24 protein-coding genes and 3 pseudogenes are annotated in these 23,970 nt (G+C 68.6%); 12 read left to right on the plus strand and 15 right to left on the minus strand.

Annotated features, from left to right (window positions below; all coding sequences use genetic code 11):
• Nucleotides 1-11 precede the first annotated feature (11 nt).
• The 3 genes from G9272_RS43720 to G9272_RS43730 all read right to left on the minus strand — a co-directional run bounded on the left by G9272_RS43720 (nucleotide 12) and on the right by G9272_RS43730 (nucleotide 2,930).
• A complete protein-coding gene (locus tag G9272_RS43720) occupies nucleotides 12-1,445 on the minus strand; it encodes an MFS transporter (protein ID WP_171402434.1) in 1,434 nt (477 codons plus the stop codon).
• Entirely contained in the window at nucleotides 1,442-1,804 is a 363-nt protein-coding gene (locus tag G9272_RS43725; protein WP_171402435.1) for a MarR family winged helix-turn-helix transcriptional regulator, read from the minus strand. Before G9272_RS43725 ends, G9272_RS43720 begins: the two co-directional genes overlap by 4 nt.
• Nucleotides 1,805-2,366: 562 nt before the next feature.
• Nucleotides 2,367-2,930 (minus strand): dihydrofolate reductase family protein, encoded by a 564-nt coding sequence (locus G9272_RS43730; protein WP_171401716.1) that lies wholly within the window; start codon nucleotides 2,928-2,930, stop codon nucleotides 2,367-2,369.
• A gap of 653 nt (nucleotides 2,931-3,583) precedes the next feature.
• On the opposite strand from G9272_RS43730, the gene G9272_RS43735 reads away from it, so the two are divergent.
• Complete coding sequence (locus tag G9272_RS43735) at nucleotides 3,584-4,231, plus strand: dihydrofolate reductase family protein (RefSeq protein WP_171401717.1); 648 nt, start codon at nucleotides 3,584-3,586, stop codon at nucleotides 4,229-4,231.
• A gap of 487 nt (nucleotides 4,232-4,718) precedes the next feature.
• Here G9272_RS43735 and G9272_RS43740 read toward each other — a convergent pair whose 3' ends face one another.
• On the minus strand, nucleotides 4,719-5,318 hold the full coding sequence (locus G9272_RS43740; protein WP_253268139.1) for an NADPH-dependent F420 reductase: 600 nt from the start codon (nucleotides 5,316-5,318) through the stop codon (nucleotides 4,719-4,721).
• 16 nt (nucleotides 5,319-5,334) lie between these two features.
• Between G9272_RS43740 and G9272_RS43745 the strand changes: the two genes are divergently transcribed.
• Both G9272_RS43745 and G9272_RS43750 read left to right on the plus strand, forming a co-directional pair.
• Nucleotides 5,335-5,925, plus strand: a complete 591-nt coding sequence (locus tag G9272_RS43745; protein WP_253268140.1) for a LysR family substrate-binding domain-containing protein — start codon at nucleotides 5,335-5,337, stop codon at nucleotides 5,923-5,925.
• Between the two features lie 716 nt (nucleotides 5,926-6,641).
• Nucleotides 6,642-6,951: pseudogene (locus G9272_RS43750) on the plus strand (IS110 family transposase); the annotation flags it as partial.
• A gap of 63 nt (nucleotides 6,952-7,014) precedes the next feature.
• Here G9272_RS43750 and G9272_RS43755 read toward each other — a convergent pair.
• Nucleotides 7,015-7,398 carry a VOC family protein gene (locus G9272_RS43755; RefSeq protein WP_367398578.1) on the minus strand — a complete coding sequence of 128 codons (384 nt, stop codon included), beginning with the start codon at nucleotides 7,396-7,398 and terminating at the stop codon, nucleotides 7,015-7,017.
• A gap of 83 nt (nucleotides 7,399-7,481) precedes the next feature.
• Between G9272_RS43755 and G9272_RS43760 the strand changes: the two genes are divergently transcribed.
• Entirely contained in the window at nucleotides 7,482-7,847 is a 366-nt protein-coding gene (locus G9272_RS43760; protein ID WP_367398579.1) for a transposase, read from the plus strand.
• A 33-nt stretch (nucleotides 7,848-7,880) separates the two neighbouring features.
• Here the strand turns inward: G9272_RS43760 and G9272_RS43765 are convergent.
• A pseudogene (locus tag G9272_RS43765) lies at nucleotides 7,881-8,189 on the minus strand (helix-turn-helix domain-containing protein); the annotation flags it as partial.
• Here G9272_RS43765 and G9272_RS43770 point away from each other — a divergent pair.
• Nucleotides 8,160-8,396 (plus strand): hypothetical protein, encoded by a 237-nt coding sequence (locus G9272_RS43770; protein WP_437184355.1) that lies wholly within the window; start codon nucleotides 8,160-8,162, stop codon nucleotides 8,394-8,396. The pseudogene G9272_RS43765 and the gene G9272_RS43770 sit on opposite strands and share 30 nt — an antisense overlap.
• A gap of 258 nt (nucleotides 8,397-8,654) precedes the next feature.
• On the opposite strand, the gene G9272_RS43775 is transcribed toward G9272_RS43770, so the two are convergent.
• On the minus strand, nucleotides 8,655-9,383 hold the full coding sequence (locus G9272_RS43775) for a TetR/AcrR family transcriptional regulator (RefSeq protein WP_171401719.1): 729 nt from the start codon (nucleotides 9,381-9,383) through the stop codon (nucleotides 8,655-8,657).
• 258 nt (nucleotides 9,384-9,641) lie between these two features.
• Here G9272_RS43775 and G9272_RS43780 point away from each other — a divergent pair, with 258 nt between their 5' ends.
• On the plus strand, nucleotides 9,642-10,694 hold the full coding sequence (locus G9272_RS43780) for an amidohydrolase family protein (protein ID WP_171401720.1): 1,053 nt from the start codon (nucleotides 9,642-9,644) through the stop codon (nucleotides 10,692-10,694).
• 27 nt (nucleotides 10,695-10,721) lie between these two features.
• On the opposite strand, the gene G9272_RS43785 is transcribed toward G9272_RS43780, so the two are convergent.
• The gene (locus G9272_RS43785) at nucleotides 10,722-11,687 is read right to left on the minus strand and encodes a helix-turn-helix transcriptional regulator (RefSeq protein WP_171401721.1); all 966 of its coding nucleotides are present in this window, start codon (nucleotides 11,685-11,687) and stop codon (nucleotides 10,722-10,724) included.
• 92 nt (nucleotides 11,688-11,779) lie between these two features.
• On the opposite strand from G9272_RS43785, the gene G9272_RS43790 reads away from it, so the two are divergent.
• From G9272_RS43790 to G9272_RS43805, 4 genes and pseudogenes are all read left to right on the plus strand, one after another.
• Nucleotides 11,780-12,145, plus strand: coding sequence for a VOC family protein (locus G9272_RS43790; protein WP_171401722.1), 366 nt, complete (start codon nucleotides 11,780-11,782; stop codon nucleotides 12,143-12,145).
• A gap of 40 nt (nucleotides 12,146-12,185) precedes the next feature.
• A pseudogene (locus G9272_RS45790) lies at nucleotides 12,186-12,644 on the plus strand (helix-turn-helix domain-containing protein); the annotation flags it as partial.
• A 335-nt stretch (nucleotides 12,645-12,979) separates the two neighbouring features.
• The gene (locus G9272_RS43800; protein ID WP_171401723.1) at nucleotides 12,980-13,537 is read left to right on the plus strand and encodes a hypothetical protein; all 558 of its coding nucleotides are present in this window, start codon (nucleotides 12,980-12,982) and stop codon (nucleotides 13,535-13,537) included.
• 66 nt (nucleotides 13,538-13,603) lie between these two features.
• The gene (locus G9272_RS43805) at nucleotides 13,604-14,113 is read left to right on the plus strand and encodes a hypothetical protein (RefSeq protein ID WP_171401724.1); all 510 of its coding nucleotides are present in this window, start codon (nucleotides 13,604-13,606) and stop codon (nucleotides 14,111-14,113) included.
• An 808-nt stretch (nucleotides 14,114-14,921) separates the two neighbouring features.
• Here the strand turns inward: G9272_RS43805 and G9272_RS43810 are convergent.
• The 4 genes from G9272_RS43810 to G9272_RS43825 form a co-directional block, all read right to left on the minus strand.
• Entirely contained in the window at nucleotides 14,922-15,464 is a 543-nt protein-coding gene (locus G9272_RS43810) for an NAD(P)H-dependent oxidoreductase (RefSeq protein ID WP_171401725.1), read from the minus strand.
• A gap of 140 nt (nucleotides 15,465-15,604) precedes the next feature.
• A complete protein-coding gene (locus G9272_RS43815; RefSeq protein WP_171401726.1) occupies nucleotides 15,605-16,585 on the minus strand; it encodes an aldo/keto reductase in 981 nt (326 codons plus the stop codon).
• Nucleotides 16,586-16,803: 218 nt separating this feature from the next.
• Nucleotides 16,804-17,286 (minus strand): nitroreductase family deazaflavin-dependent oxidoreductase, encoded by a 483-nt coding sequence (locus G9272_RS43820; RefSeq protein ID WP_171401727.1) that lies wholly within the window; start codon nucleotides 17,284-17,286, stop codon nucleotides 16,804-16,806.
• A gap of 68 nt (nucleotides 17,287-17,354) precedes the next feature.
• Nucleotides 17,355-18,200, minus strand: a complete 846-nt coding sequence (locus tag G9272_RS43825; RefSeq protein ID WP_171401728.1) for an SDR family oxidoreductase — start codon at nucleotides 18,198-18,200, stop codon at nucleotides 17,355-17,357.
• A gap of 244 nt (nucleotides 18,201-18,444) precedes the next feature.
• Here G9272_RS43825 and G9272_RS43830 point away from each other — a divergent pair, with 244 nt between their 5' ends.
• A complete protein-coding gene (locus tag G9272_RS43830; protein ID WP_171401729.1) occupies nucleotides 18,445-19,404 on the plus strand; it encodes a helix-turn-helix domain-containing protein in 960 nt (319 codons plus the stop codon).
• A 533-nt stretch (nucleotides 19,405-19,937) separates the two neighbouring features.
• On the opposite strand, the gene G9272_RS43835 is transcribed toward G9272_RS43830, so the two are convergent.
• Nucleotides 19,938-21,056: a fatty acid desaturase family protein gene (locus G9272_RS43835; RefSeq protein ID WP_171401730.1), complete on the minus strand. Its 1,119-nt coding sequence runs from the start codon at nucleotides 21,054-21,056 to the stop codon at nucleotides 19,938-19,940.
• 7 nt (nucleotides 21,057-21,063) lie between these two features.
• A complete protein-coding gene (locus G9272_RS43840; protein ID WP_171401731.1) occupies nucleotides 21,064-22,119 on the minus strand; it encodes a ferredoxin reductase in 1,056 nt (351 codons plus the stop codon).
• 87 nt (nucleotides 22,120-22,206) lie between these two features.
• Here G9272_RS43840 and G9272_RS43845 point away from each other — a divergent pair, with 87 nt between their 5' ends.
• Entirely contained in the window at nucleotides 22,207-23,346 is a 1,140-nt protein-coding gene (locus tag G9272_RS43845) for a PucR family transcriptional regulator (RefSeq protein WP_171401732.1), read from the plus strand.
• 221 nt (nucleotides 23,347-23,567) lie between these two features.
• Here G9272_RS43845 and G9272_RS43850 read toward each other — a convergent pair whose 3' ends face one another.
• Nucleotides 23,568-23,729: a hypothetical protein gene (locus tag G9272_RS43850; protein ID WP_171394580.1), complete on the minus strand. Its 162-nt coding sequence runs from the start codon at nucleotides 23,727-23,729 to the stop codon at nucleotides 23,568-23,570.
• Between the last annotated feature and the right edge of the window lie 241 nt (nucleotides 23,730-23,970).

Genomic DNA, 23,970 nt, shown 5'->3' on the forward strand with positions numbered 1-23,970 from the left:
GTGCATCTGACTTACGGGTTGGTCTCGGACGAGCGTCGGCGGGCGAGAGCGAGGCTTGTCAGCGTCGTGATCGCCATGGCGCCGATGCCGATCAGCGCCGCGGTGGTGTAGGCGCTGTCGTCGGGGAAGAGGTGGCCGGGGCCGGTGCCCGCGGCGAGGATCAGGCCGCCGATGGCGCTGCCCAGGGAGTACCCGACGCTGCGGACGACGTAGTTGAAGCTCATGGCGCTCGACGTCTCGCTCTTGGGGGTGACGGCCAGGATGACGCCGGGCATCGCGGCCGAGAAGCCGCCGACGCCGAAGCCGAGCACGCCCATCGCCGCGAACAGTTCGGCCAGGTCCGACCGGGCCGCCGCGAACAGGGCGAACCCGCCGCCGACCACGACGGCGCTGCCGGCCAGGAGCAGGGGGTCGGCGATCCGCGTCCGGACCCGCGGCGTGAGCTTGCCGGCGACGAACCCCAGCACCGAGAACGGGATGAGGACCAGCCCGGCGACGAAGGTCGTCAGCCCGAAGCCGTAGCCGGCGCCGTGCGGCGTCTGCGCGTACCGGGTGATGAGCGTGAGCAGGAGGTACATGCCGATCCCGCCGACGAACATGGCGAGGTTCGCCCCGGCGACCGCCGGGTGCCGCACCGCCCGCACATCGACCAGGGGCTTCGTGCTGCGCAGCTCGATGACGGCCCAGACGCAGAGCAGCACCACCGCGACGACGGCGAGGCCCGCCGCCACGGCGAGGTGCCGGCTCCACAGATTCCGTTCGCCGGCGAGGAACAGCACCAGGAGCAGCGCAGCGGCCAGGACGACCGCGCCTGCCACGTCCACGTGGGCGGAGCGGCCTTCGGGGGCTTCGGGCATGGAGCGCCACGCGGTCAGGAGGGCGGCGGCGGTGACGACCAGGCCGAGGCCGTAGGCGGCCCGTACCCCGCCGAGCTCGGCGAGCAGTGCGGCCAGCGGGTAGCCGACGCCGGCCCCGATGATCGAGACCACCGAGATCAGGGCGATCACGGCCGCGCTGCGCTCCTCGGGGAGGTGGTCCCGGGCCACGCCCATCATCAGCGCCGTCAGCCCGAGCCCGACGCCCTGGGCCGCCCTGCCGACCAGCAGCCACGCGAACGGCAGCGGCAGCACGGTGAGCGCGCTGCCGGCGACGACGACCGCCAGAGTGGCGAGGATCGTGGCCCGCCGGTGCGGGCCGGCTCCGAGCCGGCCCAGGACCGGCGTGGCGACGGCGCCGCTGAGCAGTGCGACGGTCAGCGTCCACTGCGCGCTGCCGAGCGAGACGTGGAACGAGGTCGCCACGCTGGTGATGAGCGGCGTCCCGAGGCTGGCGACCGCCGCCACGACCAGAGCGATGAACATCAGGGCGGGGACCAGCAGCCGCGCCTCGGAACGCGCCACCGGGAACGCCTTCACCGCGACCCCGCCGACCGGCTGCCCGGTCAGCGCTTCGGCCCTTCCCGGTCCTGGCTTTCGAGCTCTGCCAGATGCTTCAGCGCCGGAAGGGCCGCCACCAGCGCCTCGACCTCGTCGCCGGTGAGCTCGCCGATCAACCGCTCGAACGCGTGGACGCCCGCCTGGCGCCGCGTCCGGACATAGGAGGCGCCGGCCTCGGTCAGGCAGACCATCGTGACCCGCTTGTCGGACGCGTCGCCCCGCCGCTCGACCAGGCCGGACTCCTCCATCACCCGGACCAGGGCGGTCATCGCGGGCTGGGTGACGCCCTCGACCGCGGCCAGATCGGTGATGCGCCGCGGGCCGGTCCGGTCCAGGGTGGCCAGGGTGGCGGCGGACGTCAGGCTCATGTCCCGGGGCAGGCGTCTCGCGGCCCTGGTGGCCAGGCCGTAGAGGGCTGCCCCGATGGCGGCGGACGCGCCAGGAGCGGTGTCTTGACGACTCATGCTCGAAGCATAGCAATTTTATATTCATAGTTTATGGAAATGGTCGACTGCGCTGTGGTGGCGCCAAGGAAAGTGACCCCGGATCTCAAGATTCCCGACAGGGTCGCGGAGAGCCTCTTCGGCAGAGGTGGAACCGCCGACTCGAAGTGGCCACCTACCCCGAAGTCATCGTGCTTACCGGCCTGTTCACCTCCCCGCACTGGCGCGATCACCCCCAACTGCCTGCGGAAGCACGCCGTTTTGGCGTTGCTCAGATCCAGCTCGGGCCGGGACTGGTCCGGAAACTGCCACCTTCACTGCGAATCGTGGAGCAGGGGCGTCTCACCACCCTGACAATGCCCAGCTCAGGAACCACCGGTCTCGCCATGATCGATGAGACGCGAACCCGGCACCGCGCTCAGCCCGCCCCGAAGCCCGGGCCTCCGTCACCCGCGGGGCATATGGCCCGTGACTCCCGGACGGGCGCTCAGCGCCTCGTCTCGTACCTGGTCAGGATCACGCCGCAGGGAAACGTCCGCGTCTCCACCAGGTTCAGGTTCACCCAGTTGTCCAGCGCGGTGAAGAACGGCGTGCCGCCGCCCACCAGGACCGGCGCGGTGGCCAGCACGTACTCGTCGATCAGCCCGGCCCGCATGGCCGCCCCGGCCAGCGTCGCGCCGCCGATGTCCATCGGGCCGCCGTCCTCGGCCCTGAGCCGGGTGATCTCGGCGACCGCGTCGCCGGTGACCAGGCGGGTGTTCCAGTCGACCTTGTCGATCGTCGAGGAGAACACCACCTTCGACATGTCCCGCCAGCGGCGCGCGAACTCGATCTCCGCCGGGGTGGCGTCGGGCTGCTGGTCGCCGGTCGGCCAGTAGGAGCTCATCGTCTGCCACAGCTTGCGCCCGTACAGCGACAGGTTGGTCGCCTGCAACTGGTCGGACCAAAACTGGAACAGCTCGTCGCTCGGCACGCTCCAGCCGATGTCGTCGCCGGGCGCGGCGATGTAGCCGTCCAGGGTCAGGTTCATGCCGTAGATCAGTTTCCGCATGGCGCCAGCCTTCCGTGAGTCGGTCTCACGCGTACAGACCGGCGCGGCGCGGGAAACTCATCGGTGCGCGATCTGAGCTCACATGTAGTCCTCGTGCTCGGTGGCTCAGCCGCAGACTCATCGTTCCGCCGAGGAAATGGCATCGATCTGAGACTGATCTTGGGTGGGATCACCTGGGGGCGGGGCTCGGAGACGAGGGCCGCCCGAGCGGCCGCCTGCGCGAGGGATGCGGGAAGGCGGCATGCTCCTGAGCCCCCGTGCACGGCGGTGTATCGGGGGCTCAGTCTGGTGGCAGCCGCTCAAGGTCTTGCTGTCACAGAACAGGCGTCATGGAGGGGGAGTGGGAGGTTCGGCCGGCTGTTGTGTCTGTGCCGGGCCGCGGGATCCGGTGGCGGGGGAGGGGCCGCGGCCTGCCGGATGCGGGTGATGTGGTTCAGACCTGCCGTCGAGCTCGACACCGCAGCGACTGCCTCCCGGATCGCCGTTCTGGACGCACGCGCGGTACCAGCGGGCCGACGACCCCCGGCAACGGTCGCGCGGGGTGCGCTGTGGAAGAACATGAGTGCCGCTGTCGATCCATTCCCGTCCCGTTCGACATCCTGGTGGAGGACGCATCGCCTACGAGGATGCGACAGGACCTGATGAGGGAACTCATGGATCAGCTGCTGCGAGTGCAGAACTTCACGATCTCCAGCGATGGTGTCGCCGCTGGCGAGGACCAGAGCCTGGAGCGGCCTTTCGGCCACCACATCGATCCGGGAAAGCTCTTCGCCTGGGCCGGCGCCACGGCGAGCTGGCCCAACCGCACCGAGCCCGGAGGAAGCCGGGGCCTGGACGACTACTTCACCCGGGACTTCAGCCACAAAATCGGCGCCGAGATCATGGGCCGCAACAAGTTCGGACCCCAGCGCGGCCCGTGGCACGACAACGAATGGCGCGGCTGGTGGGGTGACGAGCCGCCCTTCCACACGCCGGTGTTCGTCCTGACCCACCACAAGCGTCCATCCTTCAGGCTCGGCGACACCACATTCCATTTCGTGGACGGCGACCCCGCCACCGTTCTCGCGCAGGCGCGAAAGGCCGCGCAGGGCATGGACGTCCGGCTCGGCGGCGGCGTGAGCACCATCCGGGAGTTCCTCGACGCCGACCTTGTCGACACCCTCCATGTGGCCGTCGCACCGGTGAAACTCGGATCCGGGCTACGCCTGTGGGACTCGCCCGACCAACTGCTCGACCGGTTCCACATGGAGGTCGTGCCCAGCTCGAGCGGTGTGACACATCACCTCTTCTGGCGCAGATGACACAAGAGACGACCCGGGACCCTCAATACGGCCGACGCGAGCGTGCGACTGTGCCGGCGGTGCAACGCGCCCGCACGAGAAGGCTGGGGACTGGTCGTCCGCTTCAACGGCACCCGCACACAGGCCGGCTGACGGGGCGGAACCTGCTGTGCGCTGTCCTCGGGACCCACGACGCCAGCCCGGATCTTGTCTGGCTTGCCGACGGCGGTCACCCCCTTGCGTGACCGTCAGCGTGTGGCTCACCCGCAGCCGCGCCGTGACCGGACCGCCCGCGCAACTCCGGCCACTCTGGCAACCCGTCGCTGGATTCGACGCCTTTGCGTGCGAAATATGCCCCCGCCCGGTATCCCCCGGGCGGGGGCATGGCACGGCCGGGCCACATCACGGGCCGCGATAATTGATGGTTACCGCGTTGCGGTGACCAGTGCACCGCGGATGGCGTCCTCGCCGACCTAATGCGGCACGAGAGGTGGTAGCAGGGGTGCGCTCAGCCGAGAAAGGTGATGCCGAGGGAGAAATTGGTGTGCTTGACGGAGTGGCTCATGAGGCCCAACTCCAGCAGGCCGACGTTCTCCAGTGCCCGCGCCATGGACAGCTCCCCGGTGTCCCAGGGGCGCAGCCCCAAGCTCTCGACGAACGCCGACACGCGTGCCTTCGCCTGCGCGTCGTCGCCGGCGATGAACACGTCCAGAGGGCGGCCCTCGACCGGGCCGGCCGCCAGAACGTGGGAGAACACAGTGTTGAACGCCTTGACGACATGCGCGTCGTCGGGAGCCGCCTTGGCGATCTCCTGCGCGCCGGAACTGCCGTCGGGGACGACGAAGCCCCGCAGGTCGGGGGCCACGGGGTTGGTGATGTCGACGATGACCTTGCCGCGCAGTGCGTCCCCGTACTCCCTCACCACCGCCCCCGCGCCGGCGTACGGCGCGGCGGGGATAACGATGTCCCCGGCCGGGGCGGCCCCGGCCGTGCCGTCCGTGGCGCCGCCGAGCGTGGCGGCCAATTCCTTGGCCTTGGCCGGGTCGCGGCCGATGATCTCGACGGCGTTACCGCCGACGAGGGCCCGGCCGGCCAAAGCACGGGCCATGTTTTTCAGTCCGATAATGCTGATGCTGCGGGGCCGGCACCCGGACGTGGTCGTGGACGTGCAGCGGATCGAAGGGAACGACCAGGCTGCGATGCTGCTCGACGGCCGCATCGACGTCGGCTATGTGCGGCTGCCCATCGACGAGGCCGGCCTGCGCGTCACCCCGCTGTACACCGAGCCGCGGGTAGCGGTACTGCCCGCCGGACACCGGCTTGCCGGCAAGGAGGAGGTCACCGAGGCCGACCTGGCCGGCGAACCGCTGGTCTGGCACGGTGGCCCGAGCACGCAGCCCACCAAGCGCCCGCTGCGCAATGCCGGGTACCCGGTGCTCGGGGTGGACGAGACGCTCGAGCATGTCGCGGCCGGACGGGGCATCTCCTTCCTGGCCCGTTCGGCGTCCGTGTTCTACTCGCATCCAGACGTCGTCTATGTGCCCATACCGGATCTGGCGCCCGCCCAGGTGTGCCTCGCGGTGGCGGCATCGCACACCTCGCCGGTAGTGGATGACTTCGTCACTGCGGCTCAGTCGACGGCCGAGATCACGGCAGAATGTGGAAACCATGAGATGTGGCAGCTTGGAGGCGATGCCGTCACAAGGCACGCTTGAGCAGTTCGACTGACCCCCGTTCATCATGCGCTGAAGAGTGAAATGGCCTGACGGAGTGGTGCTGTTGCGGCTGACCTCTGAGACGGTTCCGTTCTTCGGCCAGCAGTTGTCTGGGGCCCGGAAGCACCTGAGACCGACTGGAAGTACGTGCTGCGGACGCGGCTCACGTCGGCTGATCGCTCTGTCGTCGGAGCGGAGCCGTTCACCGACGGTCTGCCGTTCGTAGCGTCGGGAGTCGGTCCCTGGGATCCAGAACCCGACAGCGGGTTTCAGCCGGACGTGTTGGCTGCCCGCCTGTTGGCCTTCGTTTCGGGCTGGCGTGGCCGAGATGGCCGGCGTGAATGGTTCAGCTGGCTCGGTCCAGGAGTCAACGCCGTGCGGCCCCGCGAGGAGAGCGCCGCGGTGGAGTGGATGAGGGGGTGGCAAGTCTCCGGCTCGTAGAGGTTCTGAAGCTGCGTACGAGTTCTTCGGGCGCCACCGCGTACGGACGTATGCGATCAGCCGTCTGTTCGAACCGGCGGCGCGTCAGCACCCTGGGCCGAGACGACGGCCTCGAACCCCTGCAACTCTTCGAGGGTCGCCATCCTCCCCGGCGGCTTCTGCTGCGGCCTTCAACGGGCGGGCGGGGCGGCCAGTTCCGTAAAGCCTGCAATGCCAGGTGCCGGGCGGCTGGTATCGCGTGCCAGCCGGCGCAGCCGCGTGACCGGTCTCCGCGCGGACTGCTGGTCGCCGCTCTGCGAGCCACGGGCCGCAAGGTCCATGCGATCAACCCCTTGGCCGCCGTCCGCCATCGGGACCGCGGCAGCGTCTCCCGGGCCAAGTCCGACGCCGCTGACACCCGGGTAGGCCAACATTCTCCGCACCGACCGGCACGCCCATCGCCCACTGCCCGCGGACAGCGAAGCCGGGCAAGCCGTTGCCGTCCTCGCCCGCGCCCACCAGGACGTGATCTGGGATCGACAGCAGGTGGTCAACCGGCTCCGCTCCCACCTGCGCGAGTACTACCCGGCCGCCCTCACCGCCTTCCACGGATCGGGCAAGCCCGGACTCGACACACGGGCGGGCCGCCTGCGCCGCGGCATTGCCTGACTAATTGTCGTCGCGACACAGGCAGAAGGGGTGCCCAGCAGGGTCGAAGAGCACTCGTACGTTTTCCTGCGGCTGGAACTCCGCCACGATGGCGCCCAGGGCGACCGCCTCGGCGACCGCCGAGTCCAGGTCGCCGACCTGGAAGTCGAAGTGCATCATCGGGCGCTGGTCACCGTCGGCCGGTGGCCACACCGGAGCCCGATAACCCTCCGCCTGCTGGAACACGAAGAACGGCCCTTGCGGGGAAGCGGCCACGATGGCTGTTCCCGGCTCTTCGTGCGCGATGTGCCAATCGAGGAGCTCGGCATAGAACCTCGCCAAGCCGCTGGGATCAGGCGCTTCGATCGTGGTCCCCCACCACATGCCGCCTGTTCGAGATCGCATGCTTGAGCCTATCCGAGGCCCCAGACACCGATGCCACCCGGAAGCGTCGCAGTGACTCAGCCCGCGCAACACGACCGGGCACGTTGCCTGATGCGGCACTAGCCGAGATCGGCGACGACCGCTCCCGGTTCTCCGACGCGCGGGTGGTGAAGGCATACGCCGGCGCGGCACCCGTCACACGGGCGTCAGGCCGCAGCCACGTCGTCGGGGCCCGGACCGTCAAGCACCAACGACTGGCCAGCGTCGGCTACATGCGGGCCTTTGTCACCCTCCGCACCGACGCTCCACGCGCCCACCACGACAGGCGACGAGCCGGCGGAGAACGCCACACCGCCGCACTGCGGAACCTGTTCAACAAGCTCCTGGGCTGCCTCCTCCACTGCCTCCAGAACCGAACGACATACGACCCCGACCTAGCCTTCCCGGCCTGCTCGACCCTCGCCGCCTGAGTACTGGCCTGACCCCTCAACGACATGAGATGTCTTGGACTGCTCGGCCGCCGTGTGGTCGCGGGTAGGCACCAGGGTGCCGTCCACGACGAGGACGGTGTCCTTACGGAACCGTCGACGCGGCCGAAGCGCGAGAACGGGCCCAAGATGGTCGATGACGCGGTCGGCGGCAGACTTCGATATCCAGAAGAGTGGGCCGAGCTGACGCAACGTCAAGTTCGTCCGCCAGTAGGCCGCGACCAGCAGCACTCGGTCGTGCTGGACGCCCTCGACGTTCCGGAAAAGGCGCGCTTCGACGCGGCCGGCACGCTCGTGAACTATGTCCTCGGTGTCGCCGCGCAGAACGCCGCGAACGCACGGCTCCGCGCAGGCAGCGACACGGACCGGGAAGCCTTCCTGAAGAACGCTGCCACGCAATGGGCGCAGCTCGATCCCGGCCGGTACCCGTTCGTGCGCGCGGCGGCGACTCGGCTGGGCGAGCACGACGACCGCGAGCAGTTCCTCGTCGGGATCGACATTTTCCTCGCCGGTATCTCTGCCTTGGGCTAGGTGTTCTGCCCACAGAGGTTCGTGACAGGACGCAGTTCCAGCGGGTCCTGGAGGGTGCTCAGTGAGCGGTCGGGGCCCGGCTGTGCCATCGGGGCAATGGGGGTCGTCCGCACGGCAAAGGGCGAGACCCGGGGTGCGGCATGGGCCGTCTACCCCATCGCAACACTGTCTCGATGAGGCGGCAGCCCGCTTCCATCACAGCCCGGGCTTGATCACTGATGTTCCCGGAAGGCCCGCAGGCTCGCGGTGGCGTACCCGTTACCCGTCGGCCGCGATACGGCCGAGCCATTCGTTGAGCAGGTGCTGCTCTGCGCTGCTCAGGGCTGTCTGTTCGGGCAGTGCGGCGCGCAGGGCCCGGGCCGCACCGGCCGCGCCCGGGTCCTGTACGTCGGGCTTCTGGTTGGTGACGGCGGTGACCATGGCCTCTCGCAGAGACGTGAGCAGGGTCGGGTCGCGTTGATCGTCGGACATCGACAGCCAGGTGAGCACGGCCCCCCGCGCGGTCGCGTGGATGATCGCGGCCGCGAGGTGCTCCTCGACGCGTAGCCAGCCGGCCGCGGCGAGACGGCGAATGCGGCCAAGCAGAATCTCCATGCCTGCCTGGAAAGCGGCAGAGGTCGTGCCGCGCCTGGGCTCGCCGTACATCATCGCGTACAGCGCGGGGTTCGCGAGCCCGAACTCGACGGCAAGGTCCCAGCCGGCGCGCAGGTCCTCGAGCGGGTCGCTGGGGTTGGGCTCGGCGTGCTTGGCCGCCAGGAACGTGGCGTAGCCGTGCTCGGCCACCGCATCGAGCAGTGCGTCCATGTCAGCGAAGTGGCGATAGATCGCCGGGGGCTGCAAACCGGCCGCCGCTGCGACCGCACGGGTGGTGACCGCTTCGCGGCCCTCGCGCCCCAGCAGGTCCGCGGCGGCCTCGATCACGCGGCGGCGGGTGAGCTCGCGCCCGCCGGGGCCGGGGGTGACGTCGTCCTTTGTTCCTCGAGGCATGAATCGATGATACCGCGGCGATGGATCGGTGCCAGTATCAATGATACCGTTTAGGTGTTGCCGATGGAATCCATCGAATGGGCGCCGCTTGGCGCCCCAAGCCGGCGAGCAGTCCGGGCCACGGATTCGGCGAACACCGGCGTACGCGGCAGCACGTACCGCGAGTCGTCTCGGCAAGGCCCCAGGCCCGGAGGGCATCGGCCGTCCGTGCCCGCCCGCGCTTGCCGCGAAAGACACCACTGACAACAGGAGTACGCAATGCCGGACAAGATCAAGATCGTGGCTCTCGAGGAACACGTCGCCCTGCCTGGGCTGCTCGACGCGTGGGCCAAGGCGGGGGTGCCGCAGATTCCGCAGCTCGGGTTCGGCGACGAGCCGTTCGCCCGGCGGTTGCGGGACTTCGGCGAGCAGCGCCTGGCCGACATGGACGACCAGGGCATCGACGTCGCGGTCCTGTCCCTGGCCTCGCCGGGCGTGCAGAACCTCAGCGCCGCAGACGCCGTCGTCGCGGCCCGCGAGGCCAACGACACGCTGGCCGACATCGTCGCCGGGCGGCCCGACCGCTTCCAAGCCTTCGCCGCCATCCCCACCGCGGCGCCCGAGGCCGCCGCGGCCGAACTGGAGCGCGCGGTCACCCAGCTCGGGTTCCCCGGCGCGATGCTCTATGGGCGCACCGGCGACAAGCTCGCCGACGCCCCGGAGTTCGACGACCTCTACGCGGCCGCCGCGGGACTGGGAGTTCCCCTGCACTTCCACCCGCAGACCCCTGTCAAGCCGGTCCTCGACGCGTACTACTCAGGCTTCGACGACGGAGTCGGGATGGCGCGCAGTACGGGCATGGGGCTCGCGACGGCGGGGCTGGGCTGGTACTTCGACCTGGGCATCCAGTACCTGCGGATGATCTTCTCCGGGGTGTTCGACCGGCACCTCGAGTTGCAGGTGATCGCCGGACACTGGGGCGAGGTCGTCCTGTTCTATTTGGACCACACCGGGATCATGGCGCACAACGCGAAGCTGGAACGCCCGCTGGCCGACTACTTCACGCAGAACTTCTGGGTGTGCGGCAGCGGCACGGTCAGCGAGCGCTACATGCGGTGGACCTCGGAGGTCGTCGGGACCGAGCGAATGATGTACTCCACCGACTACCCCTACACATTCGGGACCCGGCCCGGCGGATTCCCCTTCCTCGACACCGCCAACGGGGTCGCCCGCTCGTTCCTCGAGCAAGCGCCGTTCAGCCACGAGGAAAAGGCCGCCATCGGATCCGGCAACTGGGAGAAGCTAACCGGGCACGTCACGGCCAACCGCTGACCACAGCGATCGGCTGGATGTTGCGGGTCAGGACGTTGGTGACGGCGCATAGTGGTGGGCAAGACTGGTGGCGAGGTCGCGGAGGTGAGCCCTGGCTTCGGTGGGGCCGTGCACAGTGATGGCACTCCCGAACGGCAGTAGTGCTCGCACGTCCTCCAGATGCAGGAAGCGGATCGTTACCTTGCGGCCAGTGGCGGAGTCTTCGTGGTCGTCCGGGACGAGTCGTAGGCCAAAGATCCGTTGCGCTCGCTCGATCTGGGCCTGGTCGATGGTGGCGCTGACCTCTATCGCGTGGTTGTGCTCCCACTGATCAATGAGCGCGGCAGCGACGGTGGCCAGGGTCTGACTCTCGCGGATCCGTCGTGGCTGGTCGACTTCTTTCCACGTCGTGATCCGTTCGAGTCGGTACATCCGTGGCACTCGGGCACGGTCGGCGACGAGATACCAGATGCCGGCCTTGGCGAACAGCCCGTAGGGATCCACGACCAGGTCGCGTGGGCATGACTCGCGTGGGCTGTCGTACTCGATCCGTAGCCGGCGACCTCGCCGCACTGCGCCGATCAGCGAAGCCGGAGTCGTGCCGCAAGCTCGTGCCTGACGCCAGGGACGGCTGTCCACGTGCACTACGTCGGTGAGCGGCAAGAGCTCATGAACTCGACGTGGATGTGTAGCGACGATCTTGGAGAGCGCGCGCCGGCTTTCGACCGATGCGTTGAGCTCCGCACGTTGCTTCTCATCCAGCCCGGTGAGCGACAGATGATCACGCTCGCCCGGTGTGAGTCGCGTGAGGTCGAGCCCGGACCCGGGCAGCATGGCCACGCCTCCGAGGCGGCCCCGGTGTGCAGTCACCGGCAGACCGGCGTCGCGGAGCCAGTTCAGGTCTCGGGTGATGGTTCGAAGGGACACTCCGAGCGCTGAGGCAAGTTCCTGTGTGGTCACGGCATCCCTCGATTTGAGGAGCAGCATCAGGGTGAAGAAGCGATCTGGGGTCACACACCAATTTTTTCAGGAATTGCGACACGATGCGGCGCATATCCCGGTCAGGCTGGTGGACGCGTACCTACCACCTGGGAGAAGGAACAACCATGACCACATCCGTCGTGTCCATCGTCTACGTGAACGACGCTCCCGCCGCAGCTCGTTTCTACGGCGACCTCCTCGGCATGAGCCCCTCGGTCGAGACTTCGGGATACATCACCTTCGACCTCGGGCCGGGCGCTGACCTCGCTCTGTGGTCTGGCCAGTTCGAGGATCTGTCACCGGACGTCCCGCGCACCAGCGAGGTGTGCCTGGCCATCGACGGTGGACCCGACGAGCTCAACGCGACCTTTAGGCAGTGGAATTCCAAGGGGGTCACGATCCTGCGCGAGCCTCATGATGAGGGGTTCGGGCTGACCTTCCTCGCAGCCGATCCTGACGGGAACCGTATTCGTGTCGCACCGCAGGACTGAAAGGCCGCAATGCGGCAGGCGCGCACGACAGGTGTCGCGCCTGCCGTCGTCTGACTTCGAGAGGACGACGAGTGCCCCACGCGATGCGCCCCTGAGCGTCGAGGGCCGTAGGTGGCTCGTGAAGCGGTGCCAGACACGTCCCGTCGCCCACGTCGCCACTGAGATGGGCATCTCTCGCGCATGCGCCGGCAAGTGGGTAAATCGCTGGCGGCTACACGGTGACGCGGGATTGCAAGACCGGCCGTCGAGTCCGCACCGGAGTCCGAACACGACTCCAGCATGGGTCATCGAGCAGATCGACTCCTGGCGCCGCGAGCACAAGTGGTCCGCGCAACGGATCACCGACGAACTTGTGAGTATCGCTTCTGTGATCAACCGGCGAACTGTCAGCCGACACCTGACCCGGCTCGGCCTCGGCGAACGCCGCTTCATCGACCCAGGCGGTGAGAACAACCGGAAGCCGGGGAAGATCATCGCCCGCTGGCACGGACACACAGTAGGGGAGCCCCCTGTCTGCCCCACCACCGGGCAACTCGCGGCCCGGTACCTCGCGCGCTGCGGCTGGCCCCTGACGACCGCGAATCGAGCGACGCGCTCGCCCGGCGCGGTCACAACGTCTCCGCCGCACAGTTGGAGCGGGACATGCAGGACCATGCCGCGTTTGTCCGCGCCTCCGGAGACCTGCGGACCATCCACCGCCCAGCGGGCTCGCCGCACGGTCGCCGGGCTGTGGTGCTGCCTTCTGTAGGCACTGGTCGGCAGTCTTGTTTCAAAGGCAAAAGGTAGGGAACCGGCACAATAGAAATATATGGTGCACCCGTGAGGGGGTTGCTCATGTCGACAGGGACACTTCTGGCAATCATCGTTGCCGTCGTGGTGGTGATCGCCCTAATAGTCGTCGCGGTTTCGCTCCTCAGGCGCCGCCGGAAGCTGCGTGAGCGCTTCGGCCCGGAGTACACGCGCACGGTGGAGGACGCCGACAGCCGCATGGCCGGCGAGCGGGAGCTCCGTGCCCGTGAGAAGCGGCATGACGCACTGGACATCAAGCCGCTGGACAGCAGTGTCAGGGATCGGTACACCCGGGACTGGACCACTGTGCAGGACGAGTTCGTGGACCGCCCGGAAGACGCTGTGCACGACGCTGACCGCTTGGTGACCTCTCTGATGCACGAGCGCGGCTACCCGACCCAGGACTTCGAGCAACAGCTCAAGGACCTCTCGGTCGAGCACGGCCGCACACTCGAGCACTACCGGGCCGCCCACGATGTTGACGCGCTCAGCACCCGCCACGAGGCGACCACCGAACAGTTGCGGGGCGCCATGGTGCATTACCGCGCCCTGTTCGACGAGCTGCTCGCCGACGGCGGACAACCCCGCCACGCCCGGGCCTGAACGGCTCGGCGAACAGCCCGCCACCTGCACCGGGACGCCGCCCAGGCGTCCGGGAACGGAGGAGACATGCGACGCGAAGACACACCGGGCACCGCCGCCGCGAGCGGCCTGTCCACCGACGACCTCGCCCGGCCGCGCGACCGGTCCACGCAGGAGGGCGCGCCCGGCCCGCAAGCCGATGTACCGACCTTCCCCGGTGAAAGCACGGCCACGCCGAGCAAGCCGGCTGAAGAGGAGCCCGTGGAAGCCGCCGCAGCAGGCACTCCAGCCCAGACCACGGGCCAGGACGCCCAAGGCGAGGACGACGTCCCGCAGCTCCTCACCACAGAGGACGAGGAAGGGTTCCGCACCCGCTGGCAGGAGGTGCAGGACAGGTTTGTGGACGACCCGCGCGACGCCGTGCACACCGCCGACGCCCTCGTCGCCGACGTGATGCAGAGGCTGGCCGCCACATTCGCCGACCACAAACAAGAACTCGAAGGACAGTGGAACAGGGGCGAACAGGCCGACACCGAAGACCTGCGCCAGGCACTGCGCCACTACCGTTCCTTCTTCAACCGCCTGCTGGTCACCTGACACAACACGGCGGCACGGCGACAGAGGACCGGACTGCACACACCCAATCCGCCCTGCTCATCCGGCCGCGGCAACCACAACGGACCGAGCGCCGCCCAGGACCAGCTGGCACCACAACCAAGCGATGATCGGCATGGTCAAGCTCGATCCGCACGACGCGGAGAGTCCGGGGCACGTTCGTCCGGATGTCGCATGACGCTGCCCTGACTGACCACAGCCTCAAGGAGATCCTCGCTGTCGCCTCGGCGGATCGGCTCCATCACAAGCCTCTGGGTAGACAGAACGGGTCCACTTATAGACCGCAAAGACTTGTTCGCGAAGACTCCTTTGCGAACAAGTCTTTGCGGTCTAGGCGGCCTTCGCTGTGCCACTGCTCATATACGTCCTTGAGTCATCGGCGACGAACGTGCCTCGTCTACCGAGCTGCGCCGCCTGAGACACCTTGGGGCTGAGACACCTGTACAGGTCGCATAACCCCGTCCAGGCCGGTGTCGCCGGGCAACTGTGCGGCCGCTGCCCGGATCTCGGGGAACGACGGCGTCATGTCGGCGCCGCGGCGGGAGCGCAGGCGCGCACGCGGCCGTCGGCGTAGCAGGCAGGCGAGCTGGGCGCGGTAGCCGTCCCACTTCGGTTATGCGCTGTTGAGCTGTCCGCGGGATGGGTTGCTGTTCCACGACACGGTCGCAGGGCGCAGGTCTCCAGCTCCAGTTGCTTGGCTTTGATACGGCGAGGTGCGGCTGGAGAGCTTGTATGCCTCATCGCCACCGCGTCACATCGAGGGCGAGCGGGCGCGGTGGCGAGAGGGTGGTCAGGCGGCGAAGGAGGCGAGCAGTTCGTTGTACTGCTTGGCGGCGGTGTTCAAGTCCTCGTCGGAGAGGCCGAAAGCCGTGCCGTACACCTTGACCATCGGCTGCTGGATGTCGAACTGGCACAGCCGCAGGGTCGCGTGCCAGTTGCTGAGGAGGGTCTCGATGGTGGCCTGGTTCGAGCCTTCGGGGGTGTAGTGGTCGGCGGGGACGCCGGCGGTGACGGCGACGACGGCCTTCTTGCCGGCCAGCTGCGAGGCAGAGCCGTCGATGGTGAAGGCCCAGCCGAAGGTGAAGACCTTGTCCTGCCACTGCTTGAACAGAGGAGTGGTGTTGTACCAGAACACCGGGTGCTGGAAGACGATCACGTCGTGGTCGGCCAGCAGTGCCTGCTCGGCGGGGACGTCGATCTGGAAATCGGGGTAGGCGGCGTAGAGGTCGTGCACGGTGACATGGGGCAGATCGCGGACAGCGTCCACGAGCGCCGCGTTGGCCTTCGACTGGGACAGGTCGGGGTGGCCTACGACAAGGAGAACCTTGGACATGATGAAGAGCCTTTTCAAGTGATCAATGAGTTGGGTGGATGGTGCGGTTGGTCGGGTGTGACGGGTCTGGACTCCGCCGAGGGTCATTCGCGATGTCCAGATGTGCGGCCGCCGAGCCGGGCTCAGCGGCGTCAGCGGCGTCAGCGGTCGATGCTGGCCATGTTCGCCTCGTCGTGGCGCTCGCCCGCGGCCGGTGTGAGGTTGTTGAGTCGGTCGAGCTGGGCGGCGCTGAGTTCGATGCCGTCGGCGGCGGTGTTCTCCTCGACGCGCGAGACCCGCCGAGTCCCGGGGATGGGGGCGATGTCGTCGCCGCGGGTCAGCAGCCACGCCAGCGCGGTCTGGGCCGGAGTGGCGCCGATCTCGGCGCCGATGGCCTGCACTTCGTCGACGATGCGCAGGTTGCGCTGGAAGTTCTCGCCGGTGAAGCGCGGGTTGGTCTTGCGCCAGTCGTCGTCGGCGAAGTCGTCGACGGTGCGGATCTGCCCGGTCAGCAGGCCGTGCCCGAGCGGCGAGTAGGGAACGAACCCGATACCGAGCTCGCGCAGCAGCGGGAGGATCTCGGCCTCGACGTCCCGGGTCCACAGGGAGTATTCGGTCTGAAGCGCGGTCACCGGGTGCACGGCGTGCGCCCGGCGGATCGTCTCGGGGCCGGCCTCCGAGAGTCCGATGTGACGTACCTTGCCTTCGGCGACCAGATCGGCCAGCGCGCCGACGGTCTCCTCGATGGGCGTGTTCGGGTCGACGCGGTGCTGGTAGTACAGGTCGATGTGGTCGGTGCCGAGCCGCTTGAGCGAGCCTTCGACCGCGACCTTCACGTTGCCGGCGCTGCTGTCGACGACGCCGGGGCCGTCGCCTGCGTGGGAGACGAGACCGAACTTCGTCGCCACGACGACGTCGTCCCGGCGGCCCTTGATGGCCTTGCCGACGAGTTCCTCGCTGTGGAAGGGCCCGTAGATCTCGGCGGTGTCGATGTGGGTGACCCCGAGGTCCAGGGCCCGGTGGACGGTGCGGATCGACTCGGCGTCATCCAGCCCCCCGCCCGTCGTGTAGACGCCTGCCATGGTCATGGCTCCCAGGCCGATGCGGGAGACATCGAGCCCGCCCAGGGATACGTGCTTCATCAGGTACTCCTTGTTGTCGTGGCCGTCAGGCCCGGCAGGCGGTCATGGCCTACGAGCGCCATGACCACGCCGCTGGCCAGCGGACCGCTTTGAGGGGGACTTCGGACACCGAAGTTGGTAAGCGACCGGGCGCGCAGTGGACGTTCAGAGGGATTCGAGCTGCCCGCTGCCCGCCGGGGATCGACTGGGGAGATCCGTAGGCTGGATCGGCTGTGCTGTCAGTGCTCCTGGGCCGCCGACTCCAGAACGAGGACCGGGATCTCACGGTCTGTGTTCTTCTGGTACTCGGCGTAGTCGGGGAACGCCTCGACGGCTCGGGCCCACCACAGGGCCTTCTCGTCCCCGGTCACCTCGCGTGCCAGCATGTCCTGGCGCACCGGGCCGTCCTGGAGTTCGACTCGGGGGTCGGCCACCGCGTTGTGGTACCAGACCGGGTGGTTGGGGGCTCCTGCCATGGAGGCGACCACGGCGTAGGAGCCGTCGTGCTCCACCCGCATGACCGGGGTCTTGCGGATCTTGCCGCTCTTCGCGCCCAGGGTGGTCAGGATGACGACGGGCAGGTCCCGGAGCTTCTCGTCTTCTTCTCGTGCGACCAGGACACTCAGCGTCGTTCCCTGCGTACCGCCGGAGCTCTCGTACAACTCCACCTGGTCACGTACAAACTGCGCCTTGCTCGGCTCGTACTCGCCTTTGAGGGGCATGTTGATTCTCTCCGTGCTGTCGAAAACGCACCCGGCAGCGGTCCTCCGTCCCGGGCGGGGCGTGGTGGTCAGGCGTGGGCGTCGTCGTAGGCCAGGCTGTCGCCCAGTTCGCGGGAGGCGTCGGCCTGGGCGAGGAGTTCCTTCGCCTTGGTCTCGGCGGCCTCGATGGCGTCCGCGCCGGCGACGAAGCGCTGTAGGGGCTTGTCCTGGCCGGCGATGGTGAGCAGGGCGCGGGCGAGCTTGGCCGGGTCGCCGGGCTGCTTGCCGTTCATGCTCTTCATGCCCTCGATCCTGGGGGCGGTGCGCGGTGCGTAGTCGTCGATGGACAGCTCGGGCCAGTTGGTGGAGCCGTCCACGAGGAGTTCGGTGCGGAAGTAGCCGGGCTCCACGATCGTGGTGTGGATGTTGTACGGCTCGACGTCGTAGCGCAGGGACTCCATCCAGCCCTCTTCGGCGAACTTGGAGGCGGCGTAGGCGGAGGTGAACTCCATACCGACCAGCCCGGCGGTCGAGGTGATGGTGATGACGTGGCCGGCGCGCTGCTTGCGCATGATCGGCAGGACGGCGCGGGTGACGTTCATCGGGCCGAAGAGGTTGGTCTCGAACTGTCGGCGCATCTGCACGGGCGAGATCTCCTCGAAGTAGCCGGTGAAGAGATTCCCGGCGTTGTTGATCAGGACGTCGATGCGGCCGAAGCGGTCGACGGCGGCCTGCGCGGCGGCCTCGGCGTCCTCCAGGCTGGTGACATCGAGCCTGGTGACCAGCAGATTGTCCTGCGGCCCGCCCAGGGTCTCCTCGACCTCTTCGGGACGGCGGCCGGTGGCGACGACCTGGTAGCCGGCGGCGAGGGCCTCGCGGGCGATGTCCGTGCCCAGACCGCGTCCGGCACCGGTGACGAGAATGACCTTGCTCATGAGGGGTTTCCTTCCAGGCGCCGTGATCCGGCACCCGCTGTGTGCGGGGGGAAGCATGCAGCACCGACGGCGCCGCAGAGGGGGCTGGGACCGGCGGCACAAGCGCCGCCCTGTCCGGGCCACTCACACCGCGGGGCGGTGCACCACCAACAAAAGCGGCTGTCACGCGAGGGTGGGAGTCCCTGATGAGGGGGTCACTGACAGGGACCCCCAACCCGGCGAAAGCGCTCGTAGAGTGAAGCGCATGGCAGGCAGAAACGACCCCAACGGCAGAAACCGCGACATCCGTGACGATTTCCGTACGGAGATCCGGGAATTCCTGGGCACGCGACGGGCCAGGGTCACCCCCGAGCAGGCCGGACTGCCCCTCTACGGCGGAGAGCGCCGACGGGTCACCGGGCTGCGCCGCGAGGAGGTCGCCCTGCTCGCGGGCATCTCCAGCGAGTACTACACCCGGCTGGAACGCGGCAACGCCACCGGAGTCTCCGAGAGCGTCATCGACGGCATCGCTCAAGCGCTCCAGCTCGACGAGGCCGAACGAATCCACCTGCTCGACCTCCTGCGCGGCGCCGGCACAACCCGCCCGCCACGCCGCCGCCCGGCCCAGCAGCGCGTGCGCCCCGCGGTGCAGCGCGTCCTCGACTCGATGAGAGGTACACCCGCGTTCATCCTCAGCGGACGCGGGGACATCCTGGCCGCCAACCACCTCGGGCGCGCACTGTTTGCCCCCGTCTACGCCGACCCGGTACGGCCGCCGAACAACGCCCGGTTCGTCTTCCTCAGCCCGCACGCGATCGAGTTCTTCCGTCACTGGGACGAAGTCGCCAACGACACGGTCGCCATGCTGCGCGCCGAGGCCGGCCGCGATCTCTACGACCGGCGACTGACGGACCTGATCGGGGAGCTGTCCACCCGCAGCGAGGCATTCCGGCACCGCTGGGCGGCCCACAACGTCCGGATGCACACCACCGGCGTGAAACTCCTCCACCACCCGGTCGTCGGCGACCTCGACCTGCCCTTCGAAACCTTCCCGCTCCCCGACGGCCCCAGCCAGTTCCTCCTCACCTACACCGCCGAGCCCCACTCACCCTCGCAGGACGCCCTGAACCTGCTGGCCAGCTGGGCCGCGACCAACGACGACATCGAGCGGTCCGCGCCGGCCGACGACTCCCAGCCCGCCGACTCGGGCGAGACACCCGACTGACCGACGAGCCACACGAGTCGATCTGCGGCAACTTTTGCGAAGTAGCGGCAGCATCCGCCACCGATACGTCGAGGCCAGGAACGGCGCAGCCGTCTATGCGAGACCGCTGGGGTGACGTTGCACTCCAGCTTGCGGCACTGCGGAGAAACGGACAACTGCCAACCCCCGCCATAACTTTGGCTCACCCGCCCACCCCGGCAGCAGCGCAGGGTCGGGCACAGGGGCGGCGAGCATCGGTTCCGGCAGTGCCCACGTCACAGCCAAGGCCTTCCACCCAGCCCGCCCGTCGGCGAACCGAGTGCGCGTACGCACCCGACCACCGGCCCGACCACGGCAGGTCAGCCCACTACAACACCGCGCCGGGGGCTGTGTGCCGAGCTCCTGGCGCACGTCCAGGCAGCGCAGCCGGACACCGGGCTGCCCGGATCCCGTGTCGTACGGTCTGCTGTCGCGGCCGCCCACCGTCCGCAACGGATCTCACCGAAACCGGCGGTGCCGCCGGTACGGCCGAAGATCTGAATCAATACCGGGAATCAGGCCGCGACGAGCTCCTGCTCGCGGTCCGGCGTCTTGACCTTGGGCTTCTTGTTCGGCAGCGAGAGCCGGAAGACCTTGTGCCACGCGGAGAACACCTGCTTGGGCAGCGGCCCGGTGACGTACTCCAGCTCGTACTTCTCGAACAGCGCGCGTACCTTCACCGCGACCTCGGCGTACCGGTTGCTCGGCAGGTCCGGGAACAGGTGGTGCTCGATCTGGTGCGACAGGTTGCCGGTCATGAAGTGCATGGCCTTGCTGCCGCTGATGTTCGCCGAGCCCATCATCTGGCGCAGGTACCACTGGCCGCGCGTCTCGCCCTTGATCGACCGGCGCTCGAAGACCTGCACGCCCTCGGGGAAGTGCCCGCACATGATCACCGAGTGGGTCCAGATGTTGCGGACCAGGTTCGCGGTGAACGTGGCGGCGAGCGTGGTGAGGAACGACGGGCCCGACAGCAGCGGGTGGATCACGTAGTCCTTGAGGACCTGCTTGCGGATCTTGCGGCCCACGGCCTTGGCCCGCGCGCGGAACTCCGGGTTCTTGCGGCGGCGCTTGTGCAGGTTCTTGCCGAGCTCCAGGTCGTACGCTGCGATGCCGTACTCGAAGAAGCATGCGTTGATGAAGTTCCACAGCGGCTGGCCGAGGTGGAACGGGTGCCACCTCTGGTCCTCGTCGACGCGCATGATGCCGTAGCCGAGGTCGTTGTCCTTGCCGATCACGTTGGTGTACGTGTGGTGCAGCTCGTTGTGCGAGTGCTTCCACTGCTCGGACGGCGAGACGTGATCCCACTCCCAGGTGGTGGAGTGGATCTTCGGGTCCCGCATCCAGTCCCACTGGCCGTGCAGGATGTTGTGGCCGATCTCCATGTTGTCCATGATCTTCGCCACGGACAGACCGGCGGTGCCGATCAGCCACGCGGGCGGGAAGAACGAGAACAGCAGCACGCCCCTGCTGACCAGCTCGAGCTTGCGCTGCGCCGAGATGACCTTACGGATGTAGGCGGCGTCCTTCTCGCCGCGGTCGGCGATCACCTCGTCGCGGATCGCGTCCAGCTCGCGGCCGAGCTCCTCGATCTGCTCCGCGGTCAGGTGGGCGGTGGGGTCGATGGCGGTCAAGGTGTTCCTACCGTTCGATGTCGCAGGGGCCCGCGGCGGCGGACACGCAGGTCTGGATGAGGACGCCCGGCTCGGCCTCGGTGATCTCGCCGGTGCGCAGGTCGCGGACGGCGCCGGCCTTGAGCGGCGTGATGCAGCCGAAGCAGATGCCCATGCGGCACCCGGAGGGCATGAGCACGCCGGCCTCCTCGCCGACGTCCAGCAACGGCGTGGCGCCGTCCGCGTCGACGGTCTTGCCGGTGGCGCTGAACGTGACCTCGCCGCCGTCGCCGGCGACGACGATGCTGGGGCGGAAGCGTTCGGTGTGCAGGCGCTCTTGTACGCCGTGCTCGGTCCAGTGCTCTTCGGCGGCGTCGAGCAGGCCCGCGGGCCCGCAGGCCCAGGTCTCGCGCTCGGCCCAGTCGGGCACGAGTTCGTCGAGACGGGCGATGTCGAGCATGCCGTCCGTGGCGGTGTGCACCTCGGTGAGCCGCAGCTTCTTGTCCGCGACCAGGTCGTGCAGTTCGTTGCGGAAGATCACGTCTTGCGGCTGTGGCGCGCAGTGGACCATGACGACATCGTCGAACTCGGTGTCGCGCAGCATGCCCATCACGGGCGTGATGCCGCTGCCGGCCGTCAGGTAGAGCACCTTGGCGGGCTTGGCCTGCGGCAGCACGAAGTCACCGGTCGGCTGGTCGAGCTGGATCAGCGTGCCCGGTTTCGCCCTGCGGACCAGGTGGTTGCTGACCTTGCCGTCCGGGAGCGCCTTCACGGTGATCGTGACGCGGCCGTCCTGGCGGTTGGTCGGCGAGGTGAGGGAGTAGGCACGCCACAGGCGCACTCCGTCGACGTCGACCCCGATCCGCACGTACTGACCGGCCGTGTGGCCGCGCCAGCCCCGTCCCGGCCTGATCACGATGGTCGCGGCGTCACCCGTCTCGGGGTGCACGGCCTCGATGCGCCCACGCAGGTCAGCGCCCGCACGCAGCGGGCTGACCAGGTCGAGGTAGTCCGACGGCAGCAGCGGCGTCGTGACCATCTCCAGCAGTTTCCACGCCCTGCTGCGGAGGGCTGTACTCGTCATGACTCCAGCTTGCTGTGCCTCAGGGCGTAAAGTCCTGACCGCAGGACGTGAATTTGGTCGGCTGAATTGTTCGCAGGGAATAGAAACGTGAGCCATGCAATCCGGAGGGCCAGCGAACTGGCCCTGGACGAGACGACGGTCACCGCGCTTCGGGCCGCGCTGAAGACCACCGCCGACGAGGTCGTCGAGGCGATCATCGACGAGGTCCCTCCCTACGCCAACGCCCTTTCGGGCCACATGGGCGCCACCATCCGCCGAGCCGTCCGCACCGCCCTGGGGCACTACCTGGACCTCGCGAGCGGGCACGCCACAGGCGGCGACGCCGGTGACGCAGCCTACGAGCTGGGCCGCGGCGAGGTGCGCGACGGCCGTTCGATGGACGCCCTGCTCAGTGCCTACCGCGTCGGCGCCCGCGTGGCCTGGCGATGCCTGGCAGCGGGTGCCGTACCCGCAGGTCTCCCCGCCGCCGAGGTCGCCAAGTTCGCCGAGCTGACCTTCGCCTACATCGACGAGCTCTCCGCCGCGAGCGCCGCGGGCCACGCCGACGAACTGGGCGCCCGGGGAAGAGCCCACGAGCGCCACCTGGAACACCTGGCCCGCGAACTCCTCGCCGGCGCGAGCCCGGACGTGCTGCTGGCCTCTGCTCAACGGGCCGGGTGGCAGCCTCCGGTTTCGCTGACCGCGGTCCTGCTGCCCGCCACCCAGGCCCGGACTGCCTACCGCGCGCTCGACCCGAGCACCCTCGTCCTCGACGATCTGCCGGACGCCACCGGCGTGCTGCTCGTCCCCGATGCCGACCGATCACATCTCTTGAGGCAGCTGACCGACCGCACCGCCGTGGTCGGCCCGGCCCGGCCATGGACTCGTGCGTCCGCCTCGTACGCACGAGCCGTACGCGCGCGCTCCCTCTCCTCTGATATTCGCGACACGGAGGACCACCTGCCCGAGCTGGTGCTGAGCGCCGACGCGGACGCGTTCGCAGACCTGCGTGCCCGAGCCCTCGCACCGTTGCGGACCTTGCCTGTCGCGACCGCACGGCGGCTGGAGGAGACGTTGCGGGAGTGGCTGCTGCACCAGGGCAGGCGGGACGAGGTGGCGGCGGCGTTGTTCGTTCATCCCCAGACGGTCCGGTACCGGATGTCGCAGTTGCGGGAGCTGTTTCCGGATCTCGCATCGCCACACCGGGTCCTCGAACTGACGCTGGCGGTCGGTCTTCGGGTCAGCTGACGCGTACGTCGACCGTCCACGACCGTGTCCGCGAGCGGTCCAGGAATCGTGCCTCGTTCCTGGTGCCATCAGCTGGCTCACGCGGCCCGGGGAAGAGCAGCATTACTGACCTTTTCGGGTTGCCTTCGGGGGGTGACGTTGGGTGATCCCTACGGTATGCGGTATGCGGCATGAAGGAACTCTCAAGCCGGAGGGCAGGTCGTTGGGTCGGGCCCCGCGTGTCAGCTCCGGATGCGCCGGTTGCCGTCGCGCGGCTCGATGCGGCCGCCCGACCCGAAGGCGTTCGACACCAGCTCCGTCAGTGTGCGGCGGCCAAGACGGTCGTAGGCGACGGCGATGTCGCCCGGGGCACGGGAGCGGCGCTCGACGCTGGGCAGGGCCACGCAGTACAGGGCCCGTTTGGCGGCATTGGGGCCCAGCCGGTGGGTGCGGGGCGGGTCAGCAGCGGGCCAGGGTGTCGGGCAGGGTAGAAGCGCCTGGCGTCGGTGGTGCTTTGCTCCAGTGGAGGGCCGCGGCGAACGAGGCCGACAACCGCGCGGTTTGCGTCTCCTGACGGTCCTGACGGTCCTGACGGGCTGGCGGGCTGGCGGGCTGACGGGCTGGCGGAGCGTGGACGGTCCGCGT

This window comes from Streptomyces asoensis, from assembly GCF_013085465.1.
In the GTDB taxonomy this organism is placed as follows: domain Bacteria; phylum Actinomycetota; class Actinomycetes; order Streptomycetales; family Streptomycetaceae; genus Streptomyces; species Streptomyces cacaoi_A.

Bases quoted from the DNA above. Each gene is read 5' to 3' on its own strand.
- G9272_RS43820 (WP_171401727.1), bottom strand. From the start codon at position 17,286: ATGCCCCTCAAAGGCGAGTACGAGCCGAGCAAGGCGCAGTTTGTACGT.
- G9272_RS43755 (WP_367398578.1), bottom strand. From the start codon at position 7,398: ATGCGATCTCGAACAGGCGGCATGTGGTGGGGGACCACGATCGAAGCG.
- G9272_RS43830 (WP_171401729.1), top strand. From the start codon at position 18,445: ATGGCAGGCAGAAACGACCCCAACGGCAGAAACCGCGACATCCGTGAC.
- G9272_RS43730 (WP_171401716.1), bottom strand. From the start codon at position 2,930: ATGCGGAAACTGATCTACGGCATGAACCTGACCCTGGACGGCTACATC.
- G9272_RS43735 (WP_171401717.1), top strand. From the start codon at position 3,584: ATGGATCAGCTGCTGCGAGTGCAGAACTTCACGATCTCCAGCGATGGT.
- G9272_RS43825 (WP_171401728.1), bottom strand. From the start codon at position 18,200: ATGAGCAAGGTCATTCTCGTCACCGGTGCCGGACGCGGTCTGGGCACG.
- G9272_RS43725 (WP_171402435.1), bottom strand. From the start codon at position 1,804: ATGAGCCTGACGTCCGCCGCCACCCTGGCCACCCTGGACCGGACCGGC.
- G9272_RS43745 (WP_253268140.1), top strand. From the start codon at position 5,335: ATGCTGATGCTGCGGGGCCGGCACCCGGACGTGGTCGTGGACGTGCAG.
- G9272_RS43805 (WP_171401724.1), top strand. From the start codon at position 13,604: ATGCGACGCGAAGACACACCGGGCACCGCCGCCGCGAGCGGCCTGTCC.
- G9272_RS43810 (WP_171401725.1), bottom strand. From the start codon at position 15,464: ATGTCCAAGGTTCTCCTTGTCGTAGGCCACCCCGACCTGTCCCAGTCG.
- G9272_RS43840 (WP_171401731.1), bottom strand. From the start codon at position 22,119: ATGACGAGTACAGCCCTCCGCAGCAGGGCGTGGAAACTGCTGGAGATG.
- G9272_RS43775 (WP_171401719.1), bottom strand. From the start codon at position 9,383: ATGCCTCGAGGAACAAAGGACGACGTCACCCCCGGCCCCGGCGGGCGC.
- G9272_RS43780 (WP_171401720.1), top strand. From the start codon at position 9,642: ATGCCGGACAAGATCAAGATCGTGGCTCTCGAGGAACACGTCGCCCTG.
- G9272_RS43815 (WP_171401726.1), bottom strand. From the start codon at position 16,585: ATGAAGCACGTATCCCTGGGCGGGCTCGATGTCTCCCGCATCGGCCTG.
- G9272_RS43740 (WP_253268139.1), bottom strand. From the start codon at position 5,318: ATGGCCCGTGCTTTGGCCGGCCGGGCCCTCGTCGGCGGTAACGCCGTC.
- G9272_RS43790 (WP_171401722.1), top strand. From the start codon at position 11,780: ATGACCACATCCGTCGTGTCCATCGTCTACGTGAACGACGCTCCCGCC.
- G9272_RS43800 (WP_171401723.1), top strand. From the start codon at position 12,980: ATGTCGACAGGGACACTTCTGGCAATCATCGTTGCCGTCGTGGTGGTG.